The 26,584-nt window shown below is 59.4% G+C and carries 29 protein-coding genes and 1 pseudogene; 10 read left to right on the forward strand and 20 right to left on the reverse strand.

Annotated features, from left to right (window positions below; translation table 11 throughout):
* Positions 1–219: 219 nt before the first annotated feature.
* Genes HKK53_RS21440 through exbB form a run of 3 tightly spaced genes read right to left on the reverse strand, consistent with a single transcriptional unit; the run spans position 220 to position 2,375 of the window.
* Complete coding sequence (locus tag HKK53_RS21440; protein ID WP_133835383.1) at positions 220–969, reverse strand: energy transducer TonB family protein; 750 nt, start codon at positions 967–969, stop codon at positions 220–222.
* The gene (gene exbD / locus HKK53_RS21445) at positions 966–1,394 is read right to left on the reverse strand and encodes a TonB system transport protein ExbD (RefSeq protein WP_008150131.1); all 429 of its coding nucleotides are present in this window, start codon (positions 1,392–1,394) and stop codon (positions 966–968) included. The genes HKK53_RS21440 and exbD overlap by 4 nt, the downstream gene beginning before the upstream one ends.
* A gap of 6 nt (positions 1,395–1,400) precedes the next feature.
* On the reverse strand, positions 1,401–2,375 hold the full coding sequence (gene exbB, locus HKK53_RS21450) for a tonB-system energizer ExbB (protein ID WP_169372487.1): 975 nt from the start codon (positions 2,373–2,375) through the stop codon (positions 1,401–1,403).
* A 189-nt stretch (positions 2,376–2,564) separates the two neighbouring features.
* On the opposite strand from exbB, the gene HKK53_RS21455 reads away from it, so the two are divergent.
* Positions 2,565–3,419, forward strand: coding sequence for an SDR family oxidoreductase (locus HKK53_RS21455; protein WP_169372488.1), 855 nt, complete (start codon positions 2,565–2,567; stop codon positions 3,417–3,419).
* Between the two features lie 135 nt (positions 3,420–3,554).
* On the opposite strand, the gene HKK53_RS21460 is transcribed toward HKK53_RS21455, so the two are convergent.
* The 6 genes from HKK53_RS21460 to HKK53_RS21485 form a co-directional block, all read right to left on the reverse strand.
* Positions 3,555–4,295 carry a hypothetical protein gene (locus tag HKK53_RS21460; protein WP_169372489.1) on the reverse strand — a complete coding sequence of 247 codons (741 nt, stop codon included), beginning with the start codon at positions 4,293–4,295 and terminating at the stop codon, positions 3,555–3,557.
* 55 nt (positions 4,296–4,350) lie between these two features.
* Positions 4,351–4,731 carry a RidA family protein gene (locus tag HKK53_RS21465; RefSeq protein ID WP_003229509.1) on the reverse strand — a complete coding sequence of 127 codons (381 nt, stop codon included), beginning with the start codon at positions 4,729–4,731 and terminating at the stop codon, positions 4,351–4,353.
* A 24-nt stretch (positions 4,732–4,755) separates the two neighbouring features.
* On the reverse strand, positions 4,756–6,861 hold the full coding sequence (spoT, locus tag HKK53_RS21470; protein WP_169372490.1) for a bifunctional GTP diphosphokinase/guanosine-3',5'-bis pyrophosphate 3'-pyrophosphohydrolase: 2,106 nt from the start codon (positions 6,859–6,861) through the stop codon (positions 4,756–4,758).
* 57 nt (positions 6,862–6,918) lie between these two features.
* On the reverse strand, positions 6,919–7,182 hold the full coding sequence (gene rpoZ / locus HKK53_RS21475; RefSeq protein ID WP_007894670.1) for a DNA-directed RNA polymerase subunit omega: 264 nt from the start codon (positions 7,180–7,182) through the stop codon (positions 6,919–6,921).
* Positions 7,183–7,349: 167 nt separating this feature from the next.
* Entirely contained in the window at positions 7,350–7,970 is a 621-nt protein-coding gene (gene gmk / locus HKK53_RS21480; RefSeq protein ID WP_169372491.1) for a guanylate kinase, read from the reverse strand.
* A gap of 12 nt (positions 7,971–7,982) precedes the next feature.
* Positions 7,983–8,846, reverse strand: coding sequence for a YicC/YloC family endoribonuclease (locus tag HKK53_RS21485; protein ID WP_169372492.1), 864 nt, complete (start codon positions 8,844–8,846; stop codon positions 7,983–7,985).
* 269 nt (positions 8,847–9,115) lie between these two features.
* On the opposite strand from HKK53_RS21485, the gene rph reads away from it, so the two are divergent.
* From rph to gltS, 3 genes are all read left to right on the forward strand, one after another.
* Entirely contained in the window at positions 9,116–9,838 is a 723-nt protein-coding gene (gene rph / locus HKK53_RS21490; protein ID WP_046030686.1) for a ribonuclease PH, read from the forward strand.
* Positions 9,839–9,867: 29 nt separating this feature from the next.
* Complete coding sequence (locus HKK53_RS21495; protein WP_149659481.1) at positions 9,868–10,233, forward strand: DUF4870 domain-containing protein; 366 nt, start codon at positions 9,868–9,870, stop codon at positions 10,231–10,233.
* 383 nt (positions 10,234–10,616) lie between these two features.
* Complete coding sequence (gene gltS / locus HKK53_RS21500) at positions 10,617–11,825, forward strand: sodium/glutamate symporter (protein ID WP_169372493.1); 1,209 nt, start codon at positions 10,617–10,619, stop codon at positions 11,823–11,825.
* 79 nt (positions 11,826–11,904) lie between these two features.
* Here the strand turns inward: gltS and HKK53_RS21505 are convergent, their stop codons facing one another.
* On the reverse strand, positions 11,905–12,684 hold the full coding sequence (locus tag HKK53_RS21505; protein ID WP_007934608.1) for an exodeoxyribonuclease III: 780 nt from the start codon (positions 12,682–12,684) through the stop codon (positions 11,905–11,907).
* A gap of 82 nt (positions 12,685–12,766) precedes the next feature.
* On the opposite strand from HKK53_RS21505, the gene pyrE reads away from it, so the two are divergent.
* Positions 12,767–13,411 carry an orotate phosphoribosyltransferase gene (gene pyrE, locus HKK53_RS21510; protein WP_169372494.1) on the forward strand — a complete coding sequence of 215 codons (645 nt, stop codon included), beginning with the start codon at positions 12,767–12,769 and terminating at the stop codon, positions 13,409–13,411.
* 163 nt (positions 13,412–13,574) lie between these two features.
* Here pyrE and HKK53_RS21515 read toward each other — a convergent pair whose 3' ends face one another.
* The 7 genes and pseudogenes from HKK53_RS21515 to coaBC all read right to left on the reverse strand — a co-directional run bounded on the left by HKK53_RS21515 (position 13,575) and on the right by coaBC (position 19,314).
* Positions 13,575–13,958: a hypothetical protein gene (locus HKK53_RS21515; RefSeq protein WP_169372495.1), complete on the reverse strand. Its 384-nt coding sequence runs from the start codon at positions 13,956–13,958 to the stop codon at positions 13,575–13,577.
* Positions 13,945–14,517, reverse strand: coding sequence for a hypothetical protein (locus HKK53_RS21520; RefSeq protein WP_169372496.1), 573 nt, complete (start codon positions 14,515–14,517; stop codon positions 13,945–13,947). Before HKK53_RS21520 ends, HKK53_RS21515 begins: the two co-directional genes overlap by 14 nt.
* 18 nt (positions 14,518–14,535) lie before the next feature.
* Positions 14,536–14,796 (reverse strand): hypothetical protein, encoded by a 261-nt coding sequence (locus tag HKK53_RS21525; protein ID WP_169372497.1) that lies wholly within the window; start codon positions 14,794–14,796, stop codon positions 14,536–14,538.
* A gap of 191 nt (positions 14,797–14,987) precedes the next feature.
* The gene (gene argB, locus HKK53_RS21530) at positions 14,988–15,893 is read right to left on the reverse strand and encodes an acetylglutamate kinase (protein WP_123403785.1); all 906 of its coding nucleotides are present in this window, start codon (positions 15,891–15,893) and stop codon (positions 14,988–14,990) included.
* Between the two features lie 25 nt (positions 15,894–15,918).
* Positions 15,919–17,295, reverse strand: a pseudogene (locus HKK53_RS21535) (phosphomannomutase/phosphoglucomutase); the annotation flags it as partial.
* A gap of 349 nt (positions 17,296–17,644) precedes the next feature.
* Positions 17,645–18,100 (reverse strand): dUTP diphosphatase, encoded by a 456-nt coding sequence (dut, locus tag HKK53_RS21540; RefSeq protein WP_054048458.1) that lies wholly within the window; start codon positions 18,098–18,100, stop codon positions 17,645–17,647.
* A gap of 5 nt (positions 18,101–18,105) precedes the next feature.
* On the reverse strand, positions 18,106–19,314 hold the full coding sequence (gene coaBC, locus HKK53_RS21545; protein WP_169374275.1) for a bifunctional phosphopantothenoylcysteine decarboxylase/phosphopantothenate--cysteine ligase CoaBC: 1,209 nt from the start codon (positions 19,312–19,314) through the stop codon (positions 18,106–18,108).
* Positions 19,315–19,450: 136 nt separating this feature from the next.
* Between coaBC and radC the strand changes: the two genes are divergently transcribed.
* Positions 19,451–20,125, forward strand: coding sequence for a RadC family protein (radC, locus tag HKK53_RS21550; RefSeq protein WP_169372499.1), 675 nt, complete (start codon positions 19,451–19,453; stop codon positions 20,123–20,125).
* A gap of 111 nt (positions 20,126–20,236) precedes the next feature.
* On the opposite strand, the gene HKK53_RS21555 is transcribed toward radC, so the two are convergent.
* Positions 20,237–21,823, reverse strand: a complete 1,587-nt coding sequence (locus HKK53_RS21555) for an ABC transporter substrate-binding protein (RefSeq protein WP_169372500.1) — start codon at positions 21,821–21,823, stop codon at positions 20,237–20,239.
* A gap of 445 nt (positions 21,824–22,268) precedes the next feature.
* Between HKK53_RS21555 and rpmB the strand changes: the two genes are divergently transcribed.
* The gene (rpmB, locus tag HKK53_RS21560) at positions 22,269–22,502 is read left to right on the forward strand and encodes a 50S ribosomal protein L28 (RefSeq protein ID WP_007894701.1); all 234 of its coding nucleotides are present in this window, start codon (positions 22,269–22,271) and stop codon (positions 22,500–22,502) included.
* An 11-nt stretch (positions 22,503–22,513) separates the two neighbouring features.
* On the forward strand, positions 22,514–22,669 hold the full coding sequence (gene rpmG / locus HKK53_RS21565) for a 50S ribosomal protein L33 (RefSeq protein WP_008150173.1): 156 nt from the start codon (positions 22,514–22,516) through the stop codon (positions 22,667–22,669).
* A 73-nt stretch (positions 22,670–22,742) separates the two neighbouring features.
* Here the strand turns inward: rpmG and HKK53_RS21570 are convergent, their stop codons facing one another.
* Together HKK53_RS21570 and HKK53_RS21575 are read right to left on the reverse strand one after the other, a co-directional pair.
* Positions 22,743–22,952: a hypothetical protein gene (locus HKK53_RS21570; protein ID WP_169372501.1), complete on the reverse strand. Its 210-nt coding sequence runs from the start codon at positions 22,950–22,952 to the stop codon at positions 22,743–22,745.
* 164 nt (positions 22,953–23,116) lie between these two features.
* Positions 23,117–23,479 (reverse strand): cupin domain-containing protein, encoded by a 363-nt coding sequence (locus tag HKK53_RS21575; RefSeq protein ID WP_169372502.1) that lies wholly within the window; start codon positions 23,477–23,479, stop codon positions 23,117–23,119.
* Positions 23,480–23,718: 239 nt separating this feature from the next.
* Here HKK53_RS21575 and HKK53_RS21580 point away from each other — a divergent pair, with 239 nt between their 5' ends.
* Both HKK53_RS21580 and HKK53_RS21585 read left to right on the forward strand, forming a co-directional pair.
* Positions 23,719–25,212: an aldehyde dehydrogenase gene (locus HKK53_RS21580; protein WP_054048467.1), complete on the forward strand. Its 1,494-nt coding sequence runs from the start codon at positions 23,719–23,721 to the stop codon at positions 25,210–25,212.
* 183 nt (positions 25,213–25,395) lie between these two features.
* Positions 25,396–26,541, forward strand: a complete 1,146-nt coding sequence (locus HKK53_RS21585; RefSeq protein ID WP_169372503.1) for an MFS transporter — start codon at positions 25,396–25,398, stop codon at positions 26,539–26,541.
* Positions 26,542–26,584 lie beyond the last annotated feature (43 nt).

Genomic DNA, 26,584 nt, shown 5'->3' on the forward strand with positions numbered 1-26,584 from the left:
TAGACGCACGTTATCAGAGAGAGTGTGCTGAGTGACACAGGGCAATTCGGGTTTGCCGCTGGCGGATAGGCAAAAGGCACCTTTCGGTGCCTTTATGGCTGCTGCATAACCCTGTAGGAGCGAAGCTTGCTCGCGAAAGCGGTTTATCAGCCAACATGGATGTTGGATGTGATGGCCTCTTCGCGAGCAAGCTTCGCTCCTACAGGTGCCGTGTGTTGTTTAGCGCCGGCGTTTTTCCAGTGAATAAACAAACGGTGCAACGATTTCGATCGAGCCGTTGTTCAGCATGTCGGCCGGTGGCTTGGGCAGCGGCTGGGCACGTTTGATCATGTCCAGGGTCGCCCGGTCCAGATCGGCGTTGCCGGAACGGCCTACCAGTTCGAACGACAACACATTGCCTTCAGCATCGACCACAAAGCGCAGACGGTTCAGCCCTTCCTTGCCCCGGGACTGGGCACTGGCCGGGTACTTTTTGTACTTGGCCAAGTGAGCGAGCAGGGTGCCTTGCCAACTGGCCTTGGCGGCCTGCTGCGCGGGCGACGGCCCCGGCGCTGGCTGTGCGGATTTCTCGGTCGGGGCCTGGGTCGGTTGCGCGTCGCTCGGTTTTTCCTCGGACGGTTTTTCCTTCGGCGGCTCCGGCTTTTTCTCCACCGGCTTGGGCGGTTGCGGCTTGGGCTTGGGTTTGACCGGTTTCGGCACGGCGATCTCGGCCTTCGGCACTTCCGCCAGTTTCGGGATCGGCAGCTCTTCCACCGGAGCCGGTGGCTGCGGCGGCGTGATGACCTTCGGCGGTGCCGGCGGTGGCGGGGCCGGGACCGGCGCCAACTCGACCATCATTGCCTGTGGAGGCAACTCGATCGGCGGACGCGCCGTCCAGTTCACCGCCAGCGCAATGGCCAGCGCATGGACGCCCAGCACCACGGCCAGGCTCCCGCTGTAACGCGTCAGCTTATGGCGCGTCGTGATCATTTCTTGACTGCCGTCTCAAGCCCGACCAGACCCACCTTCAGGTAACCGGCGGAGCGCAGGTTGTCCATCACGCTCATCAGGTCGCCGTAATCCACGCCTTTATCGGCCTGGAAGAAGATCGTCGTGTCTTTCTTGCCCTTGGTCCTGGCGTCGAGGGTGGCGCCGAGTGCTTCGGCCTTCACTTCGTCTTCACCGAGGAACAGGCGCTGGTCAGCTTTTACGCTGAGGAATACCGGTTTCTCTGGCCGTGGCGCCGGTTTGGCGCTGGAGGCCGGCAGATCGACCTTGATGTCCACGGTGGCCAACGGCGCGGCCACCATGAAGATGATCAACAGCACCAGCATCACGTCGATAAACGGTGTGACGTTGATTTCGTGGTTCTCGGCCAGATCGTCGTCTGCGCCTTCTTTCAAATGCAAGCCCATGGCTGATTACCCTACTTTGACCACGTGGGGTTGCGTGGAGCGCTCAGCGGTCGGCAGGTGATCCAGATCACGGCTGACCAGCAACAGGACTTCAGCAGAGGCGTCCGACACCTGCGCCTTGTAACCGGCGATGGAGCGGGCGAAAACGTTGTAGATGACCACGGCAGGGATCGCGGCAACCAGGCCCAGCGCGGTGGCCAGCAGGGCTTCGGCGATGCCGGGAGCGACTACGGCGAGGTTGGTGGTCTGGGTTTTGGCGATGCCGATGAAGCTGTTCATGATGCCCCACACGGTGCCGAACAGACCCACGAATGGCGCGGTGGAGCCGATGGTGGCGAGTACGCCGGTGCCGCTGCTCATGTTGCGACCGCAGGCGGCAACCAGACGCTCAAGACGGAAGGCGACACGTTCCTTGATGCCTTCTTTCTCGCGGCTGTTGGCCGACAAGCGCATTTCTTCCAGGGCGTCGTGGACCAGCAGATGGGCGAGGGTGCCTTGCTTGGTCGCGGTGACGCTGGCTTCTTTAAGGGTGGTGGCTTTTTTCAGGTGGACGATTTCGGTGCGCAGACGACGCTTGGCGCCCATCAGCTCGAAGCCCTTGGCGATCCAGATGGTCCAGGTGATGATCGAGGCGATGGCCAGGCCGATCATCACGATTTTCACGATAATATCGGCGTTCTGGTACATGCCCCATGGCGACAGGTCGTGGGCCATGCCCAGGGAGTTGTCAGGTTCGAGGACTTCTGGCGCGTTTTCGGCGTTGGCATCCACGGCCTGGGCTGGGTCAGTTGCGGCAGGTGCTACGGCGGGAGCGGCATGATCAGCCGGGGCTGGCGCAGCGGCGGCGGCCGGGGTGGCTGGCGCTTGTGCATCAGCGAAAGCGGCGACAGGCGCCAGCATCAGGCTGAGCAGCAGGGCGGCCACAGCGCTCCAGGCGCGAGGTCGTTTGGTTGGCGAAGCGGGGAATTGATTGCGTGTCATGCTGGCCGGACCTGAGAGAAAAATAGGGTAAATGTTCTTCCAGGCCTCGTAAGGCCGAGAACAAAAGTGGTCGGCATTATTGCAAGTAATTCTTGTTAACAGAAGTAATAGCGTCTCTTTTTTTCCTCCATTGCTAGCCGCTCGTCCTATACGGGCGCTAGTCTGTACCTTTCCTGAGGGAGTTTTCTGATGTCCGCGCCATCTGTTTTGATCGCCGGCTGCGGTGATGTCGGCAGTCGTCTGGCCACGCAATTGCTAGCTTTGGGGTGGGAGGTTCACGGCTTGCGGCGTGATGTCTCGCGCCTGCCTGAAGGTGTGATTGGCGTTGCCGGCGACCTGTTCAATAAAGACTGCCCGGACACCTGGCCAATCGGTGCGGTGGATTACCTCGTGTATTGCGCGGCAGCCACCGATCACGATGAGGCCGGTTACCGCGCCGCTTATATTCAGGGTTTGCAGCACGTGCTGGAGTGGCTCGGTGACTATGGGCAAGTGCCCAATCGGCTGCTATTCGTGTCCAGCAGCAGTGTTTATGGCCAGCAAGAGGGCGAATGGGTCGACGAGAATTCGCCGACCGTGGCAGCGGGCTATTCAGGGCGGGTGATGCTGGAAGCCGAGCAGATTGCACTCAATAGCGGAATCCCGGCGAGCATCGTGCGTTTGACCGGGATCTACGGGCCGGGCCGAGAGTTTCTGCTGACTCAGGTTCGTCGCGGTTATCGCGTGGCTGTTGATCCGCCGCTGTATGGCAACCGCATTCACTCGGACGACGCGGCGGGGTTGATGGCGCATTTGCTGGAGGCGGATCAGCGAGGGACGGTGCTGGATGACGTCTATATAGGTGTCGACGACGCGCCTGCGCCACTGGCGGAAGTGGTGGGCTGGTTGCGTGAGTATCTGGGCGTGACCGAGTGGGCCGAGGACGAGAGCGTGCGCCGCACGGGTAGCAAGCGTTGCAGTAATGCCCGGGCGAAAGCGCTGGGCTGGGCACCAAAGTATCCGAGTTATCGCGAAGGCTACGCTGCCATTCTCGAAGGCCGCTGATACTTTTCAAATACCCCAAAACAACTGTAGGAGCGAGGTTTGCCCGCGAAGGCGTCATAACATCCAACCTCTATGTTGACTGTTACATCGCTTTCGCGGGCAAGCCGCGCTCCTACAATTGGTTTTGCGTTGGTCTTACTGCTTTTCCAGCAACCACTTGCGATCACCCGGCGTGAACTGAGGCATTTCATCCGCCTGCGCCGTGTTCACAGCCTGAAAAATCTCCAGTTCCTTGCCTTTACGCGCAAAGATCCAGGTGTTGCCCTGGCCGTTCTGCTGCAGCCACATATTGTCGTTGCCGCCGCTCATCGACGCGCAATCACCCGCCAGGCACAGGGCATAACGATCCGCGCCTGGCAGGCCGGCCACTTGGCCATCCGCCTGAAATTGCACGGTGCTGCCTTCACCCTGACCGTTGACGATGGACCAGCTGCCGCCCATGTAGGCCGTGTACAGCGCGCGTTCGAAGCTGGCGCCAATCGGCGCGCCTTCCGGGACCGGAATCAAGGCACGGTCGAAGACTTGCGCGGGTTCGTTGTCGTTCGCGACCTGGCTCAATTGCTTGCCGTCGCGTCGCAACTCGCTGGCGGAGCTGCCATAGAAGTCGACTTTCCAGGCGCCGGACTCATCGGCCAGCAACTTGCCTTCGACGTTTTCAAAACCGTTGGTGTAGCGGGCCTGGTTGGCCTTGGTGTTGACGTCCCATTCCAGGTTCGGACCGTATGCCTGGAGCGCTTCGCGCAGAGGGCCGCCCTTGGAGGCAGCATCGATGGCCACCTGGTTGATCCAGGTGCCGCTGATATCACTGTCGGCAGGATTGCTGGCGCAGCCGCCGAGGAAAACGGCGAGCAAGGAGAGGGCAAGCGCTTTGCGCATGGTGGAATCCTTTCAAAACGAAAACGGCGCAGCCTGGGAGGCTGCGCCGGATGTGTTACTCGATGACCAGAATAGCGTCCATTTCTACCTGCGAACCCTTTGGCAGGGCTGCAACGCCGATGGCGGCGCGGGCAGGGTAGGGTTGGTCAAAGTATTTGCCCATGATCTCGTTGACCTTGGCGAAGTGGCTCAGGTCGGTGAGGAAGATGTTCAGTTTGACGATGTCCTTGAACGAACCGCCGGCGGCTTCAGCCACGGCCTTGAGGTTCTCGAACACCTGGACGGTCTGGGCTTCGAAGCCTTCGACCAGTTCCATGGTTTTTGGGTCCAGGGGAATCTGACCCGACATGTAGACGGTATTGCCAGCCTTGATCGCCTGGGAATAAGTGCCGATGGCGGCCGGGGCTTTGTCGCTGGTGATAACAGTCTTGGTCATGAATGACTCCTTGTAATGGATGGGCTACGCGCGCATGCGGGTGATGCGAATCACCCCGGTCAAGGCGCGCAGTTTCTTGATCACGCGGGCCAGGTGCACACGGTCGTGCACGCTGACCACCAGTTGGACCACGCTGATGCGACCATCGCGTTCGTCCATGCTGATTTTTTCGATATTGCCGTCGGCCGCGTTGACGCTGCTGGCCAACAGGGCGATCAGGCCGCGCTGATGTTCCAGTTCGACGCGCAGCTCGACGTTGAATTCGCCGGTGACATCCTTGGCCCACGAGAGCTGGATGCATTTTTCCGGGTTGTGGCGGATTTCGCTGATGTTGCGGCAGTTGTCCAGGTGCACAACCATGCCTTTGCCCGCGGACAGGTGCCCGACAATCGGGTCGCCCGGGATCGGCGTGCAACATTTGGCGTAGCTGAGCACCAGGCCTTCGGTACCGCGAATCGCCAGCGGACCTTCGGCGCTCGGCAGTTGTTCGCCTTCGCCCAGCAGGCGGCGGGCGACCACATAGGCCATGCGGTTGCCCAGACCGATGTCTTCGAGCAAGTCTTCGATCAGTTCCAGGCGGTATTCGGTGAGCATCGCCTTGACGCGCTCGGCCGGGACTTTTTCCAGGGTGCTGTCGAAGCCGTTGAGCACTTTGTTCAGCAGGCGTTCGCCGAGGCTGATGGATTCGGAGCGGCGTTGCAGTTTCAGCGCGTGGCGGATGTGCGTGCGTGCCTTGCCGGTGACCACGAAGTTGAGCCACGCCGGGTTCGGCCGTGCACCGGGGGCGCTGACGATCTCGACCGTGGAACCGCTTTGCAGCGGTTCGGACAGCGGTGCGAGACGACGATTGATCCGGCAGGCGATGCAGCTGTTGCCGACATCGGTGTGCACCGCGTAGGCGAAATCGACCGCCGTGGAGCCTTTGGGCAGCTCCATGATCCGGCCTTTAGGCGTGAACACGTAGACCTCGTCCGGGAACAGGTCGATCTTCACGCTTTCGATGAATTCCAGCGAGTTGCCGGCGCGTTGCTGCATTTCCAGCACGCCTTTTACCCACTGGCGGGCGCGGGCGTGAGTGCCTTTGGGCTGCTCGTCGCCGCTGGATTTGTACAGCCAATGGGCAGCGATGCCGTTGTTGGCCATCTCTTCCATTTCACGGGTGCGGATCTGGATCTCGATCGGTACACCGTGCATGCCGAACAGCGTGGTGTGCAGCGACTGATAGCCGTTGGCCTTGGGGATCGCGATGTAATCCTTGAAGCGACCCGGCAACGGTTTGTACAAATTATGCACAGCACCCAGCACGCGGTAGCAGGTATCGACCTTGTCGACGATGATCCGGAACGCGTAGACGTCCATGATTTCGTTGAAGGCCCGACGCTTGCCGCGCATTTTCTTGTAGATGCCGTAGAGGTGTTTCTGGCGCCCGCTGACTTCGCCCTGGATTTCATCAATCGCCAGGCAGTGGCTCAGGGACTCTTCGATCTTGTTGACGATTTCCTTGCGGTTGCCCCGGGCGCGCTTGACGGCCTGGTTGATCCGCGCGGAACGCATCGGGTGCATGGCCTTGAAGCCGAGGTCTTCGAATTCTATGCGGATGGCGTGCATGCCCAGCCGGTTGGCGATGGGCGCATAGATTTCCAGGGTTTCCTTGGCGATGCGTCGGCGTTTTTCGCCGGACAGCACTTCCAGCGTGCGCATGTTGTGCAGGCGGTCGGCCAGCTTGACCAGGATCACGCGAATGTCGCGGGCCATGGCCATGGCCATTTTCTGGAAGTTTTCGGCCTGGGCTTCGGCTTTGGTCTCGAAGTTCATCTGGGTCAGTTTGCTGACCCCATCGACCAGTTCGGCCACGGTTTCGCCGAACTGCGCTTGCAGCGCTTCCTTGGCAATCCCGGTGTCTTCGATCACGTCATGCAGCATCGCCGCCATCAAACTCTGATGGTCCATGTGCATGTCGGCAAGAATATTCGCCACCGCAAGAGGATGCGTGACGTACGCCTCGCCGCTGCGGCGGCGTTGGCCGTCGTGGGCTTGTTCGGCGTAGAAATACGCTCGGCGGACCAGGTTGACCTGGTCCTTGCCGAGGTAGGTCGATAAGCGATCGGCGAGGGCGTCTATGCTCGGCATGATGACTCCTGCCGTTCGCTGTGACCCCGCGCCGTGCTACGTCGACCAGGCATAGGCTTAGACGGCCTCGTTGGACTCGTCCTCGAACGCTGCGAACAGCGGTTCGTCTTCGACGATTTCAGCATTGGCGATGAACTCATAGCTCATCAGGCCTTCAGCGATTTCACGCAGCGCTACAACGGTAGGCTTGTCGTTTTCCCACTGAACCAGTGGCTCTTTGCCGCCGGTGGCCAGTTGACGGGCACGTTTGGTGGACAGCATGACCAGCTCAAAACGGTTTTCCACGTGGTTCAGGCAGTCTTCAACGGTTACGCGGGCCATGGTATTCCTCGGAGCGAATGCAATATGCGCGCTGCCCGGTTGGGCGAGCGGACTCAACAGTTTAAAAAATCACCAGCGATTAGGGAAGCGCTGATTTTTTGACCAAGCCCTTCGACGCGCTGCAAGTGCCAATGTAAAGCCCTTGCAGCGGTTTTGGGAAGAGCTGTTTAGCCGAGCAATTCAGCCAAAAGTTTTCCGTTACGCTGCTGCTGACGCTTCTGATGCAGCTGATTTGCACGGAAAATCGCCTTCAGGTCGTGCAGGGCGTGGGCAAAATCGTCGTTGATGATCAGGTAGTCGTAGTCGACGTAGTGGCTCATCTCGCTGACGGCTTCACGCATCCGGCCGTCGATGATCTCGTCGCTGTCCTGGCCGCGATTGGTCAGGCGCTGGTGCAAGGCTTCCAGGGACGGCGGCAGAATGAAGATCGAGCGGGCTTGTGGCATCAACTTGCGCACTTGCTCGGCGCCTTGCCAGTCGATTTCCAGGATCAGGTCGTGGCCTGCGTCCAGGGTCTGCTGCAAGTGGCTTTGCGAGGTGCCGTAGAGGTTGCCGAACACTTCGGCGCGCTCCAGGAAGTCGCCGTGTTCGCCCATCTTCACAAACGCTTCGCGCGAGACGAAGTGATAGTTCACGCCGTCCACTTCACCGGGGCGCATAGCGCGGGTGGTGTGGGAAACCGAGACGCGAATCTCCGGGTCGGAGTCGGTCAGGGCCTTGACCAGGCTGCTCTTGCCCGCGCCCGAAGGGGCGGAAATGATGTACAGGGTGCCGGTGCTGTGGGTCATGTCGGGGTGGCCTTACTCAATATTCTGTACTTGTTCGCGCATCTGCTCGATCAACACTTTGAGGTTGACCGCAGCCGTGGTGCTGCGCGGATCGAAGGCTTTGGAGCCCAGTGTGTTGGCTTCGCGGTTGAGTTCCTGCATCAGGAAGTCCAGGCGCCGACCGGCCGCACCGCCGGACTTGAGCACCCGGCGAACTTCGAGGATGTGAGTGCTCAGGCGATCCAGTTCTTCGGCGACGTCGCTCTTTTGCGCGAGCATGACCATTTCCTGCTCCAGCCGCTGTGGGTCCATCTCGGCTTTCATGTCGGCAAAGCGGTCGAGGACTTTCTGGCGCTGGGTGGCGAGCATCTGCGGAACGAGCTCGCGCAGGGTCACGACGTCTTCTTCAATGGAGGTCAGGCGCTCGTTGATCAGGCGTGCCAGCTCCGCGCCTTCGCGCTCGCGGCCAGCCTTCAACTCTTTCAAGCCCTGGGTGAACAGCGCCAGTGCTTCGGCATTCAAGGCTTGCGGATCAGTCGCGTCGCCGACCAGGACGCCAGGCCAGGCCAGGACTTCCAGTGGGTTCAGCGCGGCCGGGTTCTTGATCAGGCCGGAGATCGTCTCGGCGGCGGCAACCAGTTGCGAAGCGCGCTCGCGATCTATTTGCAGGGTTTTGCCGGTGCTTTCTTCAGTGAAACGCAGGGTGCATTCCAGTTTGCCTCGGGAAATGCCCTGGCGCAGCGCTTCGCGGACCGCGCCTTCGAGGTCGCGAAAGGATTCCGGCAGGCGCAGGTGCGGCTCCAGGTAGCGGCTGTTGACCGAGCGCAGCTCCCAGCTCAGGGTGCCTTGGGCGCCGGCTTTTTCGACGCGGGCGAAGGCGGTCATGCTGTGCACCATGGAGGTACCTCGCAATGCAGGCCGACGCGAACAGTTGAGCTTCGCGGACCCGATATCAATGAATGTAAGCCGACTGGCAGCAAAGGCGCAGGATTGTAGCGCAGTGGGGCGGATGCGCCCAAACACACGCTGTGACAAAGGGCTGCAGGCCGTCGGTTAGGCACTTATCTGCGCCTTCAACCGTCGGCCGGATTTTTTAGAAGTGCCCAGTCGTTGCTGGCGGCTCTATAATGCTCCGCAGTTTTCCGTCCCCCGTACAGGTATTCCCTATGAAACGTCCAAGTGGTCGCGTTGCCGATCAGCTCCGCTCGATCCGCATTACCCGCAACTACACCAAACACGCCGAGGGTTCTGTGCTGGTCGAGTTCGGTGATACCAAAGTCATCTGCACCGTCAGCGTCGAGAATGGCGTGCCACGTTTCCTCAAAGGTCAGGGCCAAGGCTGGTTGACCGCTGAATACGGCATGCTGCCGCGCGCCACTGGCGAGCGTAACCAGCGTGAAGCGAGCCGCGGCAAGCAAGGCGGCCGCACTCTGGAAATCCAGCGTCTGATCGGCCGTTCCCTGCGCGCTGCGCTGGACATGTCGAAGCTGGGCGATGTCACCCTGTACGTCGATTGCGACGTGATCCAGGCTGACGGCGGCACCCGTACCGCGTCCATCACCGGCGCCATGGTTGCGCTGGTCGATGCTTTGAAAGTGATCAAGAAGCGCGGCGGCCTGAAAGGCGGCGACCCGCTCAAGCAAATGATCGCGGCCGTTTCGGTCGGCATGTACCAGGGCGAGCCTGTGCTTGACCTCGACTATCTGGAAGACTCGGCTGCCGAGACTGACCTGAACGTCGTCATGACCAGCACCGGTGGCTTCATCGAAGTCCAGGGCACTGCCGAAGGCGCGCCGTTCCAGCCGGAAGAGCTGAACGCCATGCTGGAACTGGCCAAGAAAGGCATGAACGAGATTTTCGAGCTGCAGAAAGCCGCACTGGCTGACTGATCGGACCTTTCCACACCAAGGAGGACGCCATGAGTGATCAGCAATTGCTACCCACGCCGAGCCAGGAGGTTCGTCAGTGGGCGATGTTTTGTCACTTGTCCGCCTTGCTGGGGATCTGGATTCCGTTTGGTACGCTGATCGGCCCGCTGATTCTCTGGCAGATGAAGCGCGAGAGTGATCCGTTTATTGATGCGCAGGGCAAGGAAGCGCTCAATTTTCAGATCACCGTCGCCATCGCCGCGACCCTCTCGTTCTTTTTGATGTTGGTGGTCATCGGGTTCTTCCTGCTTGGCCTGATCGCCATCGGCGCGTTGGTGCTGACGATCATCGCTGGCGTGAAAGCCAATGAAGGGGTGCCTTATCGGTATCCGTTCACTTGGCGGGTGATCAAGTAATGATCAATCCGGGCAGGCCCGCCTTGCATTGAACGCTGTAAAACAAATGCCCTGACTTGTCAGGGCATTTGTATTTCTGCAGTTCAATTAACATCGCTGGCGCACGGGGCGGGTGATAACTGCGCCGCAGTTCTTTATCAACGATCACTCTTACATCTTTAGTCACAACTGTAATGCCTCAACATCGGCTGCGTCCTTGGCAATGAGACTTTACGGTTGATAGAGTTGCCCCACGTTATATTCACTAAGAAATATTTCGACATATTCAAGCCATCGAAGGTCCTTGAATTTCAAGCAATCAGTGTTGAGAAACTCAGCCGGTTCAAGAGGCGTGCGCAGGTAAAAAGTTCGCCTCTGAATATATATAGCCAAGAATAATCCCAATGATTCAGCTCGATTTTTATGGAACGCTTGTGGCCGCCTCCTTAGTACTTTTACTGGGGCGCGGACTTGTTACACGTGTTGGTTTTTTACGTAATTACAATATCCCTGAACCCGTCGCCGGCGGCTTGTTGGTTGCCTTGGCTCTTCTCGTATTACGAACGTTTGATATTGAACTCCGCTTCGATACTTCATTACAGACACCGTTGATGTTGGCTTTTTTTGCCACGATCGGCTTGAGTGCGGACTTCGCCAGCCTGAAGAAGGGCGGTCGCGCAGTGGGCGTTTTTCTGCTGGCAGTGGCCGGACTGCTGATCGTCCAGAATGCCATGGGCATCGGCCTCGCAAAAATGCTCGGGCTCGATCCTTTGATGGGACTGCTGACCGGTTCGATTACGTTGTCGGGCGGTCACGGTACAGGTGCCGCGTGGGGGACGGTGTTCAGCGAGAAGTACGGTCTGGCGTCGGCCTCCGAGCTGGCGATTGCGTCTGCGACGTTCGGCCTGGTGTTGGGTGGCTTGATTGGTGGTCCGGTCGCTCGTCTGCTGATCAAGCGTGTTCAAGTGCCTGGCTGCCACCCTCAGGAAACACCACAGTTGCCAAAGGGCTTTGAGCAGCCGAACAAAGAGCGCTCGATTACGCCATTTTCGTTTATCGAAACACTCGCTCTGATCGCGGTCAGCTTATTGGCCGGCAATCTTCTGAATGGCTGGCTGCAAGGAACGGCACTTGAATTGCCGACGTTCGTTTGCGTCTTGTTCGTGGGTGTCGTTTTACGCAATGGGCTTTCAGCGTTGGGCTTGTATCAGGTATTCGAGCGTGAAGTCTCGGTGCTGGGGAATGTCAGCCTGTCGCTGTTTCTGGCGATTGCCTTGATGTCGCTCAAACTGTGGGACCTGGCGGCACTGGCCTTGCCGATCTTCATCATTCTGGCTGCTCAAGCATTGGTCATGGCGCTGTTTGCGATTTTCGTGACGTTCAGAATCATGGGCAGTAACTACGATGCGGCGGTGTTGGCGGCAGGGCACTGCGGTTTCGGGCTGGGTGCCACACCCACGGCCATCGCTAACATGCAGGCGGTGACGCAGCGCTACGGGCCTTCGCAGATAGCGTTTCTCGTGGTGCCCATGGTGGGTGCGTTCTTCATCGACATCATTAATGTCATCGTGATCAAGCTGTACCTTGCGTTGCCGTTTTTTGCCGTTGCCTGAGGTTCGGGCTGCGTCGACGGGTGCATAAAAAATGCCCGTATCTTGCGATACGGGCATTTTTTTATCGGCGAATCGACGCTTAGATAGTCAGCGTCCAGTCGTAGTCCACGATCAGCGGTGCGTGTTGCGAGAACCGTGGCTGACGTGGCAGGCGTGCGCTGCGTACAAAGCGGCGCAGGCCTGGGGTCAGCAACTGGTAGTCGAAACGCCAGCCCAGGTTGAGCATCTCAGCCTGTTCGTTGTCCGGCCACCAGCTGTACTGGTCGCCTTCACGGCTGACTTCGCGCAGGGCATCGACATAACCCATATTGCCGACAATCTCGTCCATCCAGGCACGTTCAGGTGCCAGGAAGCCCGGGGATTGCTGGCTGTCGCGCCAGTTCTTGATATCCAGCTTCTGTTGCGCCACGTACAGCGAGCCACAATAAATGTACTCGCGACGTTTGCGTCGCTGTTTATCCAGATAACGGGCGAAATCGTCCATTAGCTTGAACTTCTGGTTCAAGTCTTCATCGCCATTCTGCCCCGAAGGGAGCAGCAAGGTCGCGATGCTGACCTTATCGAAATCGGCTTGCAGGTAGCGCCCGTAGCGGTCGGCCGTCTCGAAGCCGAGACCGCTGATGACTGCCTTCGGTTGCAACCGCGAATACAAAGCCACGCCACCCTGGGCGGGAACTTCGGCTTCGCAGGCATAAAGGAAGTAGCCATCCAGTTGGAAGGCTGGATCGTCCAGTTCAAAGGCGGAGGCGCGGGTGTCCTGCAGGCAGATGACGTCGGCATTCTGTGCTTGCAGCCAACTGAGCAAACCTCGCTCCACTGCAGCCTGAATACCATTGACGTTCACACTGATGATCCGCATAAATGGCCCCAAAAATCGCGTGCGTGTATGATACACGGCGTCAACCTAATTAGCTAAATCCGTGGTATTTGGGGTTTTTTTCATGCAAGCGTATCAGCGCGATTTCATTCGTTTTGCCATCGATCGCGGCGTTTTGCGCTTCGGTGAGTTCACCCTGAAGTCCGGGCGCACCAGTCCTTACTTCTTCAATGCCGGCCTTTTCAACAGCGGTTCGGCCCTGGCGCAGCTGGGTCGTTTCTACGCGGCAGCCATCGTCGAGAGCGGTATTCCCTTCGACGTTCTGTTTGGCCCGGCGTACAAAGGCATCCCGTTGGCGGCGACCACTGCCGTGGCATTGGCCGAACACCATGGCCGTGACCTGCCATGGTGCTTCAACCGCAAGGAAGCCAAGGCTCACGGCGAAGGCGGCAGCCTGGTCGGCGCGCCGTTGACCGGCGATGTGCTGATCATCGACGACGTGATCACCGCCGGCACCGCCATCCGTGAAGTGATGCAGATCATCGCTTCCCAGGACGGCGCCAAAGCCGCTGGTGTGCTGATCGCCCTGAACCGTCAGGAGCGCGGCAACGGTGAGTTGTCGGCGATCCAGGAAGTGGAGCGTGACTTCAAGATTCCGGTGATCAGCATTGTTTCGCTGAACCAGGTGCTGGAATTCCTGGCCGATGATCCGCAGCTCAAGCAGCATTTGCCTGCCGTAGAAGCCTACCGCGCTCAGTTCGGCGTGTAACAACGCGAACTTGTAGGAGCGAGGCTTGACCGCGAAGGCGTCGTCACATTCAGCGATGAGGTGACTGTCAGATTGCCTTCGCGGGCAAGCCTCGCTCCTACAGGATCGCAAGCAAAAAAAAAGACCCCGCTCAGCCTGGCTGAGCGGGGTCTTTTTTATGTCTTCAGCGCAGCCTTCGCCATTTGCCTACCAGTTTCAGCGCCAATCTCAGGTTGAATAGCGCAAATACCAACAACGCTAAAACGACTAATACATAAAGCGTGCGATCCACATCAAAATCCCACAGATCCAGCTTACTGCTGGCCATAATCCGTACAGCGGCCGGAAGGTTGACGTAAAACAGCGCTGCAAAAGCGCAGGTCAGGGGCAGTGCGCAGGCGAGCAAGACATTCATCACCTTTGCCCTGCTACGCCTTCTGGCCAGCGGCCCCGATAGCGCTTCATCCAGCTCCAGCGCTTCATGCAGCTTGGGCCATGCCAGATTGAACATGAAGGTGGTCAGGGTCAGCAGCAAGCCACTGACCGCGACGATGTCACTGAACGGCATTCAGGCCCAGCGTCTGGCACAACAGCGCGTGGGAGTCTTCGCTGATCTCGAATTGCCCGGCACTGCCTTTGCGCTTGGTAATGGGTTTGAAGGTCGGCTCGTTTTGCGTGATCAGCATGTTCAGTTCATCACGGATGACATCCGAACTGATCACCACCAGGTACACCGTTTGCGCGTGTTCCGCAGACTCGATCACCGCACGCATGCTGTGCCGCAAGATCTCGTCCAGCTGATTGCGAAAGCGCGAAACCGTGTTTTTCAGTAAGGTTTTACTTTGGCTCTGGGTCAGCTGGAAAATCGTCGAGATCTGAGACTCAGTCGGCAGGGTTTGCCCGAAGTAGCTTTGAATCAGATACAGCAGGCGATCCTGCTTCGCTTCATCGGCCCGGCTCGGCATGCCGCCCTCGACCAGCATTTTCAAGTATTCGGTCAGGCTCGCCTTGGCGATACGCTGTAAGGCGTGAGCGATTTCGGCGTCGGAAATTTTCAGGGTCTTTTTGACCGGTCCCTTTTGCTCCTGCTCGAAAGCCTGGGCGTCGATCGTGAACGAGATCTGCATGGCTCAGCGCCTCCGAAGTTATTTTTTGCTGGCAGGGCTGGAGGTTTCGACTTGTTTGATCCCGGCAGGTTTTTCGGCTTTCTCAGGATATGGATCAATCACGGCGTCGCCTTGGCCGGTCAGAATTTTCCAACCATGGCTAATGTGCGCGGTTTTACGAAGTTGCGGGCAGGGCGGCATCGATGTTTTGGCCTGATTCGAATACTGGTGGCCGCAGTCCACGCACTCGTAAGTGCCTGGTGATACATCACTGCCGTAAGGTACGTAATCTTTTTGCATAGGGAAAATCTCCTGTGGATACAGGGAAGATCCTAGGCAGATTGCTTCTTTCTCGATGTCAGACACTTCCTGCATTGGCGTCAGGCATTTCCTGCGGGCAAAAAAAGATCGCAGCCTTCGTCAGTTCCTACAGAGGATTCCAAAATCCCTGTAGGAGCCGCCGAAGGCTGCGATCTCTTGATCTTTACAAATCAGGGACGCTTGCGATTACTGATCAATGTACCCACACCGGTATCGGTGAAGATCTCCAGCAGAATCGCATTCGGCACCCGACCGTCAATGATCAATGAGCTGCCCACACCGCCCTGTACCGCTTCCAGCGCGCAACGGATCTTCGGCAGCATGCCGCCGTAGATTGTGCCGTCGGCAATCAGGTCGTCGACTTGCTGGGTGGTCAGGCCGGTGAGGACCGTGCCTTGCTTGTCCATCAGGCCGGCGATGTTGGTCAGCAGCATCAGCTTTTCAGCTTTCAGCGCTTCGGCCACTTTACCGGCCACCAGGTCAGCGTTGATGTTGTACGACTCGCCGTTGGCGCCGACGCCGATTGGCGCAATCACCGGGATGAAATCGCCTTTGACCAGCAGGTTCAGCAGGTCGGTGTTGATGCCGACCACTTCGCCCACCTGGCCGATGTCGATGATTTCCGGTTGGGTCATCTCCGGCGTCTGGCGGGTAACGGTGAGTTTCTTCGCACGAATCAGCTCGGCGTCTTTACCGGTCAGGCCGATGGCGCTGCCGCCATGACGGTTGATCAGGTTGACGATGTCCTTGTTCACCTGGCCGCCGAGGACCATTTCCACCACGTCCATGGTCTGCGCGTCAGTCACGCGCATGCCATCGATGAAGTGGCTCTCGATCGACAGACGCTTGAGCAGGTCGCCGATTTGCGGGCCGCCGCCGTGAACCACCACCGGGTTGATGCCCACGGCTTTCATCAGCACGATGTCGCGGGCGAAGCCAGTTTTCAGCTCCTCGCTTTCCATCGCGTTGCCGCCGTATTTGATCACCAGCGTCTTGCCGACATAGCGGCGAATGTAAGGCAGCGCTTCGGACAGGACCTTGGCGGTGTTGGCGGCGGCTTCGCGTTCGAGGGTCATTCAGGGCTCCGGGTGAATCAGAAGATCAAAACGGTAGTTGGAGATCAGGGGCAACACGCTTCAACTGGACTTTGAACACGTCCTTGATGCGTTGCAGTTCAGCCTCGTCATCAGCCTCGAAACGCAGCACCAGCACCGGTGTGGTGTTGGACGCGCGCACCAGGCCCCAGCCTTTGGCGTAGTCGACTCGCACGCCGTCGATGGTGGTCAGGTCGGCGCCTTCGCCCCACTTCGCGTCGTGCAGAGCATCAATGATGCTGAATTTGCTCTCTTCGGTCACATGGATATTGATTTCAGGCGTAGAAATATCGTTCGGGAAGGTCGCAAACAGCTCCTCCGCGGTGGATTTTTCCTTGCTGAGGATCTCCAGCAGCCGCGCGGCGCTGTAAATGCCGTCGTCGAAACCGAACCAGCGCTCCTTGAAGAAGATGTGCCCGCTCATTTCGCCGGCCAACAGGGCGCCGGTTTGTTTCATTTTCTTTTTGATCAACGAGTGACCGGTCTTCCACATTAGCGGACGACCGCCGTATTCCTTGATCAGCGGGGTCAGGCGGCGTGTGCATTTGACGTCGAAGATGATTTCCGCGTCAGCGTTGCGCGCCAGCACGTCACGGGCGAACAGCATCAGCAGGCGGTCCGGGTAGACGATGCTGCCGGTGTTGGTCACCACGCCGACGCGGTCGCCGTCGCCGTCGAAAGCCAGGCCCAGGTCAGCGTTGGTTTCCTTGACCTTGGCGATCAAGTCCACGAGGTTTTCAGGCTTGCCCGGGTCCGGGTGGTGGTTCGGGAAATTGCCGTCGACGTCGCAGAACAACGGGATGACTTCGCAGTTCAGGGCTTCGATCAGTTGCGGGGCGATCACGCCGGCCGCGCCGTTACCGCAGTCGACCACGACTTTCAGGCGGCGAGCCAGTTTGATGTCCTGGACGATTTCGGTGTTGTAGCGGTCGAGGATCTCGACCTTGGTGATGCTGCCCTTGCCGCTGGTCAGGTTGTTGGTCTTGAGGCGTTCGTGCAGGGCCTGGATCTGTTCGTTGGCCAAGGTGTCGCCGGCAATGACGATCTTGAAACCGTTGTAATTCGACGGGTTGTGGCTGCCGGTGAGCATCACCCCGGATTTGCCGGCCAGTACGTTGGCGGCGTAATACAGCGCAGGCGTTGGCACCAGGCCGACGTCGCTGACGTGGCAACCGCTGTCGGCCAGACCTTGAATCAGGCGTTCGACCAGTTCCGGGCCAGAGAGGCGGCCGTCGCGACCGACGGAAACGTTGGGTTCGTCCTGAGCCAGGCTCTGGGCGCCGATGGCACGGCCGAGCCAGTAAGCGGTTTCACCGTTCAAGAATTCCGGGACGGTGCCGCGAATATCGTAGGCGCGGAAGATGCTGTCGGGGAACTTGGGTGCGACTTGGGCTGGACTGCTCATCTGTGGGATTGCTCCATTTCGAAAGTGACTGGACCTGCCGGGGAATGACTCGTTGGCAGGCACAAACTGAAGGGTATGACGGTGTTTTCCACAGAGAGTTCGTGGTGTGCAAAGGCCATGACCCCGGTTTCAGCGCGCACTTGACCGGCCAATCCCTTGATTTTCAGTGGTAAACCTTCCAGATGACGGCTGTGCAATTTCGAGCATATAAAGCACTTGTGGCGAGGGAGCTTGCTCCCGCTTGAGTGCGCAGCACTCACCGAATCTTGGGGCCGCTACGCAGCCCAGCGCGAGCAAGCTCGCTCGCCACAAAGGTGTATTTATCGGATCAATGGCTACCCGAATGCCCGAAACCACCAGCACCGCGCTCAGTTTCGACGAACTCTTCAACCATCTCGAAGTGCGCCTGAACCACAGGAACCAAAACTAGCTGAGCCAGACGTTCGCCCACTTCAAGGGTGAAATCCTTGTCGCTGCGGTTCCAGCACGAAACCATCAGCGGACCCTGGTAGTCGGAGTCGATCAGGCCAACCAGGTTACCCAGCACGATGCCGTGCTTATGGCCCAGGCCGGAGCGCGGCAGGATCAGCGCCGCCAGGCCCGGGTCGCCGATGTAGACCGACAGGCCGGTCGGGATCAGCAGGGTTTCGCCCGGCTTGATCACGGTGTCTTTTTCCAGCATGGCGCGCAGGTCGAGGCCGGCGGAGCCGGGGGTGGCGTACTGCGGCAGCGGGAAGTCGGTGCCGATGCGGGGGTCGAGGATCTTGGCTTGCAAAGCGTGCATGTAAATTAAACCTGGTTCAGACGGTCGGCGATAAAAGTGATCAGCTGGCGAGCAATCTTGCTCTTGCTGGTCTGGGCGAAAAGTGTGGCGTGGAGCTGGCGGTCGATCACGCTGCAGGCGTTTTCTTCGCTGTTGAAGCCAATGCTCGGGTTGGCGACGTCGTTGGCGACGATCAAATCGAGGTTTTTGTCTTTCAACTTGCGTGCAGCGTAATCGAGCAAGTGTTCGGTTTCGGCAGCGAAACCGACACTGAACGGACGGTCGGGGCGAGTCGCGATGGTGGCCAGGATGTCTGGGTTGCGCACCATCTGTAGCAACAAGCCGTCGCCGTTCGTAGGATCTTTCTTGAGTTTCTGTGGTGCGACGACTTCCGGGCGGTAGTCCGCGACCGCTGCCGAGGCGATAAACAAGTCGCAAGGGATCGCGGCTTCACAGGCGGCGAGCATGTCGCGGGCACTGACCACGTCGATGCGCGTCACGCGATCCGGAGTCGGCAAGTGCACCGGGCCGGTGATCAGCGTCACGCGGGCGCCGGCTTCCACCGCGGCTTCGGCCAGAGCAAAGCCCATTTTCCCGGAGCTGTGGTTGGTGATGTAGCGCACCGGGTCGATGTTTTCCTGGGTTGGGCCGGCGGTAATCAGCACGTGTTTGCCGGTGAGCGCCTGGCGCTGGAAGCAGTCCGCCGCGCATTGGGCGAGGTCGGTGGCTTCGAGCATGCGGCCCATGCCGACGTCGCCACAGGCCTGGCTGCCCGAGGCTGGGCCGAAGGATTTGATGCCGCGGCTTTCGAGGATTTGCAGGTTGGCCTGGGTGGCTGGATCGCGCCACATAGCCTGATTCATCGCCGGTGCCACGGCGACCACCGCGTCGGTGGCCAGCACCAGCGTGGTCAGCAGGTCATTGGCAATGCCTTGGGCCAGACGGGCGATCAGGTCCGCCGTGGCGGGGGCGATCAGCACCAGGTCGGCCCATTTGGCCAGCTCGATGTGGCCCATGGCGGCTTCGGCCGCGGGGTCCAGCAGGTCGAGGTGGACCGGATGGCCGGACAAGGCTTGCATGGTCAGCGGGGTGATGAACTCGCTGCCGCCACGGGTCATGACCACGCGCACTTCGGCGCCCTGGTCGATCAGGCGGCGAACCAGGTCGGCGCTCTTGTAGGCAGCAATGCCGCCGCCGACGCCCAGAACGATGCGTTTCCGATACAGCCGCTGCATAGGTCTGCCTTTCATTTCGTTGATGACTGCGTGGCGAACCCCCCTCCCCAGGAGTGAAATCGCCCGCAAAAAAGATGGGCTACGATATCACAGCGACCGCTACGGAACAGCGGCGCCCACAGACCAGGGAGGTGTTATGAGTATTCGTGATTGGCCGGCGGCAGAGCGGCCGCGGGAGAAGCTTCTTGAGCAGGGTTCGGCGAGTCTTTCTGATGCCGAGCTACTGGCCATCTTTCTACGGACCGGCGTGTCCGGCAAAAGCGCGGTGGATCTGGCGAGACACTTGTTGAGTCAATTCGGCAGTCTGCGCACCTTGCTGGAGGCCGATCTGCGGACCTTCAGCGGGCAACTGGGCCTGGGGCCGGCGAAATTCGCGCAGTTGCAGGCAGTGCTGGAGATGGCCCGGCGGCACCTGGCCGAGCGCTTGCGCCGGGATTCGGTGCTGGAGAGCCCGGTGGCGGTACGTGATTACCTCAAGGCCATGCTCCGCCATGAACCCCACGAGGTGTTCGGTTGCCTGTTTCTGGATTCAAAGCACCGGGTGCTGACGTTTGAAACGCTGTTTCGCGGCTCCATCGATAACACCAGCGTGTATCCGCGCCAAGTGGTCAAGCGGGCCCTGGCGCACAACGCCGCAGCGCTGATCCTGTGCCACAACCACCCGTCGGGTAACACCGACCCCAGCCAGGCTGATCGAATGCTGACCAAGCGCCTGCAAGAGGCGCTGGAGCTGATTGATGTGCGGGTGCTTGATCACTTTATCGTTGGGGATGGGGATCCGCTGTCCATGGCCGAGTACGGCTGGATGTAAACCTTGGCTGGCCTTCTCCACCCGTAGAAGCTGCCGAAGGCTGCGATCTTTTGATTTTGTTTTTCAGGTCAAAAGATCGCAGCCTCGTTTCACTCGGCAGCTACAGGGGGGTTACTTGAGATTGACCTTCGAGTAATCCTGGCGGCCAAACGGGCTGACCGAGTAACCCTGCACATCCTTGCGCGTCAACGCGAACGCAGTCGGATGCGCCAGCGGCAGCCACAACGCCTGTTGCTGAATCTGCGCCTGAGCCTGTTCATACAGCTTGGTGCGCACGCCTTGTTCGCTGGTGGTCTTGCCGGCGCTGATCAGCTTGTCCAGGTCCTGGTTGCAGTAACGGGCGAAGTTGGTGCCAGACTTGACCGCGGCGCAGGAAAACTGCGGCGTGAGGAAGTTGTCCGGGTCACCGTTGTCGCCAGCCCAGCCCATGAACAGCAGGTCATGCTCGCCGGCCTTGGCGCGACGGATCAGTTCGCCCCATTCGATCACGCGGATTTCGGCCTGAATGCCGATTTCCGCCAAGTCAGATTGCAGCAACTGCGCGCCGAGGCTCGGGTTGGGGTTCAGCAAACTGCCGGAAGGACGGGTCCAGATGGTGGTCTGGAAACCGTCCTTGAGCCCGGCTTTGGCCATCAATGCCTTGGCCTTGGCCACGTCGTGCGGATAGCCCGGCAGGCCTTTGGCGTAACTCCAGGTGTTCGGCGGATAAGGGCCGTTGGCGGCTTCGGCGGTGTCTTCGAACACGGCTTTTAGGTAGTTGGCTTTGTCGAACGCGAGGTTGATCGCCTGACGCACTTCAGGCTTGTCCAGCGGCGGATGCTGGCTGTTGATGCCGACGAAAGCGGTCATGAACGCGTCAGTCTTTTCCACTTTCAGCGTCGGCTCCTGCTTGGCGGCCACCACATCCAGCGGCTTGGGCGACAGGGCGATCTGGCACTCGTTGCGACGCAATTTCTGCAGGCGCACGTTGGCGTCCGGGGTGATGGCGAAGATCAGCGGGTCCACCGACGGCTTGCCGCCGAAGTAGTCCGGGTTGGCCTTGTAGCGAATCGACGCGTCCTTCTGGAAGCGAGTAAAGACGAACGGGCCGCTGCCGATCGGCTGGCTGTTGAGCTTTTCCGGGGTGCCGGCCTTCAGCAGTTTGTCGGCGTACTCGGCCGAATAGATCGAGGCGAAGCCCATGCTCAACGTGGCGAGGAAGGTCGAATCCGGATGATCGAGGGTGAAGCGCACGGTCAGAGGGTCGAGGGCGTCGATCTTTTTGATCAGTGCCGGCAGTTGCATCGACTGGGCATGGGGGAAGCCGCTCTGGGCGACTTTGTGCCACGGGTGTGCCGGGTCGAGCATGCGGTCGAAGCTGAATTTCACGTCTTCGGCGCTCAGCTCGCGGGTCGGGCTGAAGTAGTCGGTTTTGTGGAATTTCACCTGCGGGTGCAATTTGAAGACGTAGCTCAGGCCGTCGGGCGAGACTTCCCAGCTGTCCGCGAGGCTTGCGACCACTTTGCCGCTGGCGGTATCGAAGTCCACCAGGCGATTCATCAGTACATCGGCCGAGGCGTTGGTGGTGGTCAGCGAGTTGTATTGCACCACGTCGAACCCTTCAGGGCTGGCCTCGGTGCAGACGGTCAGGGCGGCGGCTTGGGCCAGCGGGCTCAGTAGCAGTGGGGCAAGCAGCAGCGGTAGGGCAGCGAGGCGCATGGTCGGATTCCTTTACAGATCGAAGGCCCATCTGCAAGTGCAGTCTGGAAAAGGCCTACCCTAGTGGGCTCTTTTGCAAATGACTATCCCCATTTTCATTTTGGGGCGACTATAGGCGCCTTATTTGGGTGTGCGCGGTTTCACGAAGCCCTGGATTGGCGTGTTGGCCGATGTTCTGCGACGAGCGGTCGCCATCGACGATAGCCTTTGTCCAAGGCGCTCGTAGCCCGGAAAATGGGCTTTTTGTGAATTCATCGCACACTGAATGTTGTTGCTCTCTGGTCTTTCTGGTATAAAGCAGCGCTCTTTTCTAGGGGCCCGGTTCCTTCACTGTAGGTGTAGCCGGTAAGACCTCTAAAGAAACGCGGCGCCTGGCGCCAAATGACTGAGAGATTAAGCGGCCAACCCATGCCGGGTTGGGCATGTGGTTTTAGAGGGCTGAGGCATGTCGAGAGTCTGTCAAGTTACCGGTAAGGGTCCGGTGACTGGGAATAACATTTCCCACGCAAACAACAAAACCCGTCGTCGTTTCCTGCCGAACCTGCAGCATCACCGCTTCTGGGTTGAAGAAGAGAAACGTTTCGTGCGTCTGCGCGTATCTGCCAAAGGCATGCGTATTATCGACAAGCGTGGCATCACTGTCGTGCTGGCCGAAATCCGCAAAGCCGGCAAGATCTAAGGGAGCTAATCATGCGTGAATTGATTCGAATGATTTCTAGCGCCGGTACTGGTCACTTCTACACTACCGACAAGAACAAGCGTACTACTCCGGACAAGCTCGAAAAGCGCATGTTCGATCCGCGCGTTCGTAAGCACGTGATGTACAAAGAAGGCAAGATCAAGTAATTGATCTTTCTCTCTTACAAAAAAGGCCCGTATCGCGAGATACGGGCCTTTTTTGTTGCTTGATGGTTTCGCTTTAACCGCAGATGAGTTCCAGCACTTCATTGCGGTCGTTGACCAGCACCCTTACGCGATCAGGCTTGGGCAAGAGGTTGAACATATCCTCGGGCCGTTCCAGGCGATGTTTCTGCACACCGGCAGCCAGGCGAATGGCGTCCAGGGTTTCAGGGGTGGCTACTTGGCCGATGGCGAATGTTGCGGCGTTGATATTGCATTGGGCAGTCATGATGCATCCTTGCTTGTTCAAGTGTTAAGGCGCTCGAGGGTCAAAACCTGGCAACACATCCTGTGTCGCCACTGACCTTGACGTTGAATGACTCGGCGCGGCCCGCAAGCTTCGCTCAGAAGGACAGCCCGTGTCCTGCTGGTATCGTCACCGTCTGTTTCGACTCAAGCCTTCTGTTCAAACACCACATAAATCTTGCGGCACGCTTCCAGCACTTCCCAGGTTCCGCGAAAGCCTGCCGGGATCACAAAGCGATCACCCACCCGCAACGTCTTGCTGTTGCCATCGTTGTCGCGCAGCACTGACACGCCCTGAACGATTTCGCAGTATTCATGCTCGGTGTAATTCACCAGCCACTGGCCGATTTCGCCTTCCCACACGCCGGCGCTCATCTGCCCGCAGGGGCTGTTGTAGTGGTTGTACACCGCTTGCTCGGGGTCGCCCTTGAGGACTTTCGCCGGGTCCGGCCGATAGCGATCGGGCTGGGTGGTGGCTTGGTTGAAGTCGACGACATCCTGGATATTCATTTTGTTCTAATCCCCCGTGATTGCGGCGTATGTGGCTGGAAAGGCCAAAGTCTATGTTTATTAAAATGAACACTGCAAGGCCGTTTGCCGACCTTGTGTCAAATATATTGAAACAACCCCGGCCACTGGTTTAGGGTGGCAGGTGCCTTGGGCCGATAGCAGGCTGGCCGGGCAGAATTCCTGACTGCACCCGCGACCAACGCTGGGGCACTCGTATTCAACAAGAGGAGGACACTCGAATGACCACCCTGACTCGTGCCGACTGGGAACAACGGGCTCGCGATCTGAAGATCGAAGGCCGTGCCTACATCAATGGCGAATACACCGATGCCGTCTCCAGTGAGACCTTCGAGTGCATCAGCCCGGTCGATGGCCGTCTGCTGGGCAAGATTGCCAGCTGTGACGCCGCCGACGCCCAGCGCGCCGTGGAAAACGCCCGCGCCACCTTCAATTCCGGCGTCTGGTCACGCCTGGCGCCGACCAAACGCAAAGCCACCATGATTCGTTTTGCCGGCCTGCTCAAGCAGCACGCCGAAGAGTTGGCCCTGCTTGAAACCCTGGACATGGGCAAGCCGATCAGCGATTCCCTGTACATCGACGTTCCCGGCGCGGCGCAAGCCCTGAGCTGGAGCGGCGAAGCCATCGACAAGATCTACGACGAAGTGGCCGCGACTCCCCATGACCAATTGGGTCTGGTAACCCGCGAGCCTGTGGGCGTCGTCGGCGCCATCGTGCCGTGGAACTTCCCGTTGATGATGGCCTGCTGGAAACTCGGCCCGGCGCTTTCCACCGGTAACTCGGTGATCCTCAAGCCGTCGGAAAAATCCCCACTGACCGCCATCCGCATCGCCGCGCTGGCTGTTGAAGCCGGTATCCCGAAAGGCGTGCTCAACGTGCTGCCAGGCTACGGCCACACCGTCGGCAAGGCCCTGGCCCTGCACAACGACGTGGACACCCTGGTGTTCACCGGTTCGACCAAGATCGCCAAGCAGTTGCTGATCTACTCCGGCGAATCGAACATGAAGCGCGTCTGGCTCGAAGCCGGCGGCAAGAGCCCGAACATCGTGTTCGCCGATGCTCCGGACCTGCAAGCTGCCGCCGAATCCGCCGCCAGCGCCATCGCCTTCAACCAGGGCGAAGTCTGCACCGCCGGTTCGCGCCTGTTAGTCGAGCGTTCGATCAAGGACACCTTCCTGCCGCTGGTCATCGAAGCGCTGAAAACCTGGAAGCCAGGCAATCCGCTGGATCCGGCGACCAACGTCGGCGCGCTGGTGGACACCCAGCAGATGAATACCGTGCTGTCTTACATCGAATCCGGCCACACCGACGGCGCCAAACTGGTGGCGGGCGGCAAACGCATTCTTCAGGAAACCGGTGGCACCTACGTTGAGCCGACGATTTTCGATGGCGTGAACAACGCGATGAAAATCGCCCAGGAAGAGATCTTTGGCCCAGTGTTGTCGGTCATCGCTTTCGACACTGCCGAAGAAGCCATCGCGATTGCCAACGACACGCCGTACGGCCTGGCCGCAGCGGTATGGACCAAGGACATCTCCAAGGCACACCTGACCGCCAAGGCGCTGCGTGCCGGTAGTGTATGGGTCAACCAGTATGACGGCGGCGACATGACGGCACCGTTCGGTGGTTTCAAACAGTCGGGCAACGGTCGCGACAAGTCGCTGCACGCGTTCGACAAGTACACCGAACTGAAGGCGACCTGGATCAAGCTGTAAGTCGCTAAAGCCTGTGGTGTTGCTGATGACGCTTTCGCGGGCAAGCCTCGCTCCTATGGAGATCGCGTAGGGCGGGGCGCCGCGGTACCACAGGTCTGTCGCCGCAGCCGGACTTTCCTCAGGGAAAGCTCCGGCTGTGTCGTCTCTGTTGTTTGAAAAATAATATCCACAGGAGCGTGGAACATGCGTTGGGCGACTTATTTCGCCGTGTTGGCGTCTGTCTTGAGTGTCGGCCTGGCCCTGGGTGTCAGCATGCCGCTGGTGTCGTTTCGCCTGGAAAGCTGGGGTTACGGTTCGTTTGCAATTGGTGTGATGGCGGCGATGCCGGCCATTGGCGTGCTGCTGGGGGCGAAGATTTCCAGTCATCTGGCCGCGCATTTCGGCACGGCTAATCTGATGCGCCTGTGCCTGTGGGCCGGCGCGGTGTCCATCGGTTTGCTGGCGCTGTTGCCGAGTTATCCGATCTGGTTGGTGTTGCGCCTGATGATCGGGGTGATTCTGACCCTGGTGTTTATCCTCGGTGAAAGCTGGATCAACCAACTGGTGGTCGAAAAGTGGCGCGGGCGGCTGGTGGCGTTGTATGGCAGCAGTTATGCCTTGAGCCAACTGGGCGGACCGTTGCTGTTGGGCGCGCTGGGCACCGAGCACGATTACGGTTTCTGGGTCGGCGTCGGCTTGCTGCTGACAGCGCCGTTGTTGCTGCTGGGCCGTAGCGGTGCGCCGAGCAGTGAAGCCAGCAGCGTGACATTTGGCGATTTATGGACCTTCTGCCGCGGGTTGCCGGCGATTGCCTGGGCGGTGTCGCTGTTCGCCGCGTTCGAAGCGATGATCCTGACCTTGCTGCCGGTGTATTGCCTGCGTCAGGGTTTCACTGCGGAAATCGCCCTGGCGATGGTCAGTACCGTGGTGGTCGGCGATGCCTTGCTGCAACTGCCCATCGGTGCGCTGGCGGATCGGCTGTCCCGGCGCAGTTTGTTCACGGGTTGCGCGGTGGTGCTGATGCTGTCGAGCCTGGCGATTCCACTGTTGATCGATACGTTGTTGATCTGGCCGCTGTGGGTGCTGTTCGGTGCGAGTGCCGGTGGGTTGTTCACCTTGTCGCTGATTTTGATTGGCGAGCGCTACCGCGACGATGCGCTGGTGCGGGCCAATGCCCATATCGCACAGTTGTGGGGCATTGGTTGCCTGGTCGGACCGTTAGCGGCCGGGGCGGGTAGCCAGTGGATCAGCGGGCATGCGTTGCCGTTGCTGATGGCGGTGGGGGCGTTGGGGTTGGTGGTTTTGCTGATGCGTCAGGGGGCGTTTGGCGCGGTGGCCGAGCCGGCATAGATCAAAAGATCGCAGCCTTCGGCAGCGATCTTGGCGATGTGAG

It is taken from the genome of Pseudomonas sp. ADAK7, assembly GCF_012935675.1.
Taxonomy (GTDB): domain Bacteria; phylum Pseudomonadota; class Gammaproteobacteria; order Pseudomonadales; family Pseudomonadaceae; genus Aquipseudomonas.

What these genes read in the sequence shown, in the direction of transcription:
- rpoZ (WP_007894670.1), bottom strand. Translation starts at nt 7,182, where the DNA reads ATGGCCCGCGTAACCGTTGAAGACTGCCTGAACCACGTGGAAAACCGT.
- dut (WP_054048458.1), bottom strand. Translation starts at nt 18,100, where the DNA reads ATGCACGCTTTGCAAGCCAAGATCCTCGACCCCCGCATCGGCACCGAC.
- argB (WP_123403785.1), bottom strand. Translation starts at nt 15,893, where the DNA reads ATGACCCTCGAACGCGAAGCCGCCGCCAACACCGCCAAGGTCCTGTCC.
- HKK53_RS21465 (WP_003229509.1), bottom strand. Translation starts at nt 4,731, where the DNA reads ATGACCAAGACTGTTATCACCAGCGACAAAGCCCCGGCCGCCATCGGC.
- HKK53_RS21455 (WP_169372488.1), top strand. Translation starts at nt 2,565, where the DNA reads ATGTCCGCGCCATCTGTTTTGATCGCCGGCTGCGGTGATGTCGGCAGT.
- gltS (WP_169372493.1), top strand. Translation starts at nt 10,617, where the DNA reads ATGATTCAGCTCGATTTTTATGGAACGCTTGTGGCCGCCTCCTTAGTA.
- rpmB (WP_007894701.1), top strand. Translation starts at nt 22,269, where the DNA reads ATGTCGAGAGTCTGTCAAGTTACCGGTAAGGGTCCGGTGACTGGGAAT.
- exbD (WP_008150131.1), bottom strand. Translation starts at nt 1,394, where the DNA reads ATGGGCTTGCATTTGAAAGAAGGCGCAGACGACGATCTGGCCGAGAAC.
- pyrE (WP_169372494.1), top strand. Translation starts at nt 12,767, where the DNA reads ATGCAAGCGTATCAGCGCGATTTCATTCGTTTTGCCATCGATCGCGGC.
- HKK53_RS21485 (WP_169372492.1), bottom strand. Translation starts at nt 8,846, where the DNA reads ATGGTGCACAGCATGACCGCCTTCGCCCGCGTCGAAAAAGCCGGCGCC.
- HKK53_RS21570 (WP_169372501.1), bottom strand. Translation starts at nt 22,952, where the DNA reads ATGACTGCCCAATGCAATATCAACGCCGCAACATTCGCCATCGGCCAA.
- coaBC (WP_169374275.1), bottom strand. Translation starts at nt 19,314, where the DNA reads ATGCAGCGGCTGTATCGGAAACGCATCGTTCTGGGCGTCGGCGGCGGC.
- HKK53_RS21555 (WP_169372500.1), bottom strand. Translation starts at nt 21,823, where the DNA reads ATGCGCCTCGCTGCCCTACCGCTGCTGCTTGCCCCACTGCTACTGAGC.
- HKK53_RS21580 (WP_054048467.1), top strand. Translation starts at nt 23,719, where the DNA reads ATGACCACCCTGACTCGTGCCGACTGGGAACAACGGGCTCGCGATCTG.
- HKK53_RS21520 (WP_169372496.1), bottom strand. Translation starts at nt 14,517, where the DNA reads ATGCAGATCTCGTTCACGATCGACGCCCAGGCTTTCGAGCAGGAGCAA.
- HKK53_RS21585 (WP_169372503.1), top strand. Translation starts at nt 25,396, where the DNA reads ATGCGTTGGGCGACTTATTTCGCCGTGTTGGCGTCTGTCTTGAGTGTC.
- HKK53_RS21440 (WP_133835383.1), bottom strand. Translation starts at nt 969, where the DNA reads ATGATCACGACGCGCCATAAGCTGACGCGTTACAGCGGGAGCCTGGCC.
- HKK53_RS21460 (WP_169372489.1), bottom strand. Translation starts at nt 4,295, where the DNA reads ATGCGCAAAGCGCTTGCCCTCTCCTTGCTCGCCGTTTTCCTCGGCGGC.
- exbB (WP_169372487.1), bottom strand. Translation starts at nt 2,375, where the DNA reads ATGACACGCAATCAATTCCCCGCTTCGCCAACCAAACGACCTCGCGCC.
- rpmG (WP_008150173.1), top strand. Translation starts at nt 22,514, where the DNA reads ATGCGTGAATTGATTCGAATGATTTCTAGCGCCGGTACTGGTCACTTC.
- HKK53_RS21515 (WP_169372495.1), bottom strand. Translation starts at nt 13,958, where the DNA reads ATGCCGTTCAGTGACATCGTCGCGGTCAGTGGCTTGCTGCTGACCCTG.
- HKK53_RS21525 (WP_169372497.1), bottom strand. Translation starts at nt 14,796, where the DNA reads ATGCAAAAAGATTACGTACCTTACGGCAGTGATGTATCACCAGGCACT.
- gmk (WP_169372491.1), bottom strand. Translation starts at nt 7,970, where the DNA reads ATGACCCACAGCACCGGCACCCTGTACATCATTTCCGCCCCTTCGGGC.
- spoT (WP_169372490.1), bottom strand. Translation starts at nt 6,861, where the DNA reads ATGCCGAGCATAGACGCCCTCGCCGATCGCTTATCGACCTACCTCGGC.
- HKK53_RS21495 (WP_149659481.1), top strand. Translation starts at nt 9,868, where the DNA reads ATGAGTGATCAGCAATTGCTACCCACGCCGAGCCAGGAGGTTCGTCAG.
- radC (WP_169372499.1), top strand. Translation starts at nt 19,451, where the DNA reads ATGAGTATTCGTGATTGGCCGGCGGCAGAGCGGCCGCGGGAGAAGCTT.
- HKK53_RS21575 (WP_169372502.1), bottom strand. Translation starts at nt 23,479, where the DNA reads ATGAATATCCAGGATGTCGTCGACTTCAACCAAGCCACCACCCAGCCC.
- rph (WP_046030686.1), top strand. Translation starts at nt 9,116, where the DNA reads ATGAAACGTCCAAGTGGTCGCGTTGCCGATCAGCTCCGCTCGATCCGC.
- HKK53_RS21505 (WP_007934608.1), bottom strand. Translation starts at nt 12,684, where the DNA reads ATGCGGATCATCAGTGTGAACGTCAATGGTATTCAGGCTGCAGTGGAG.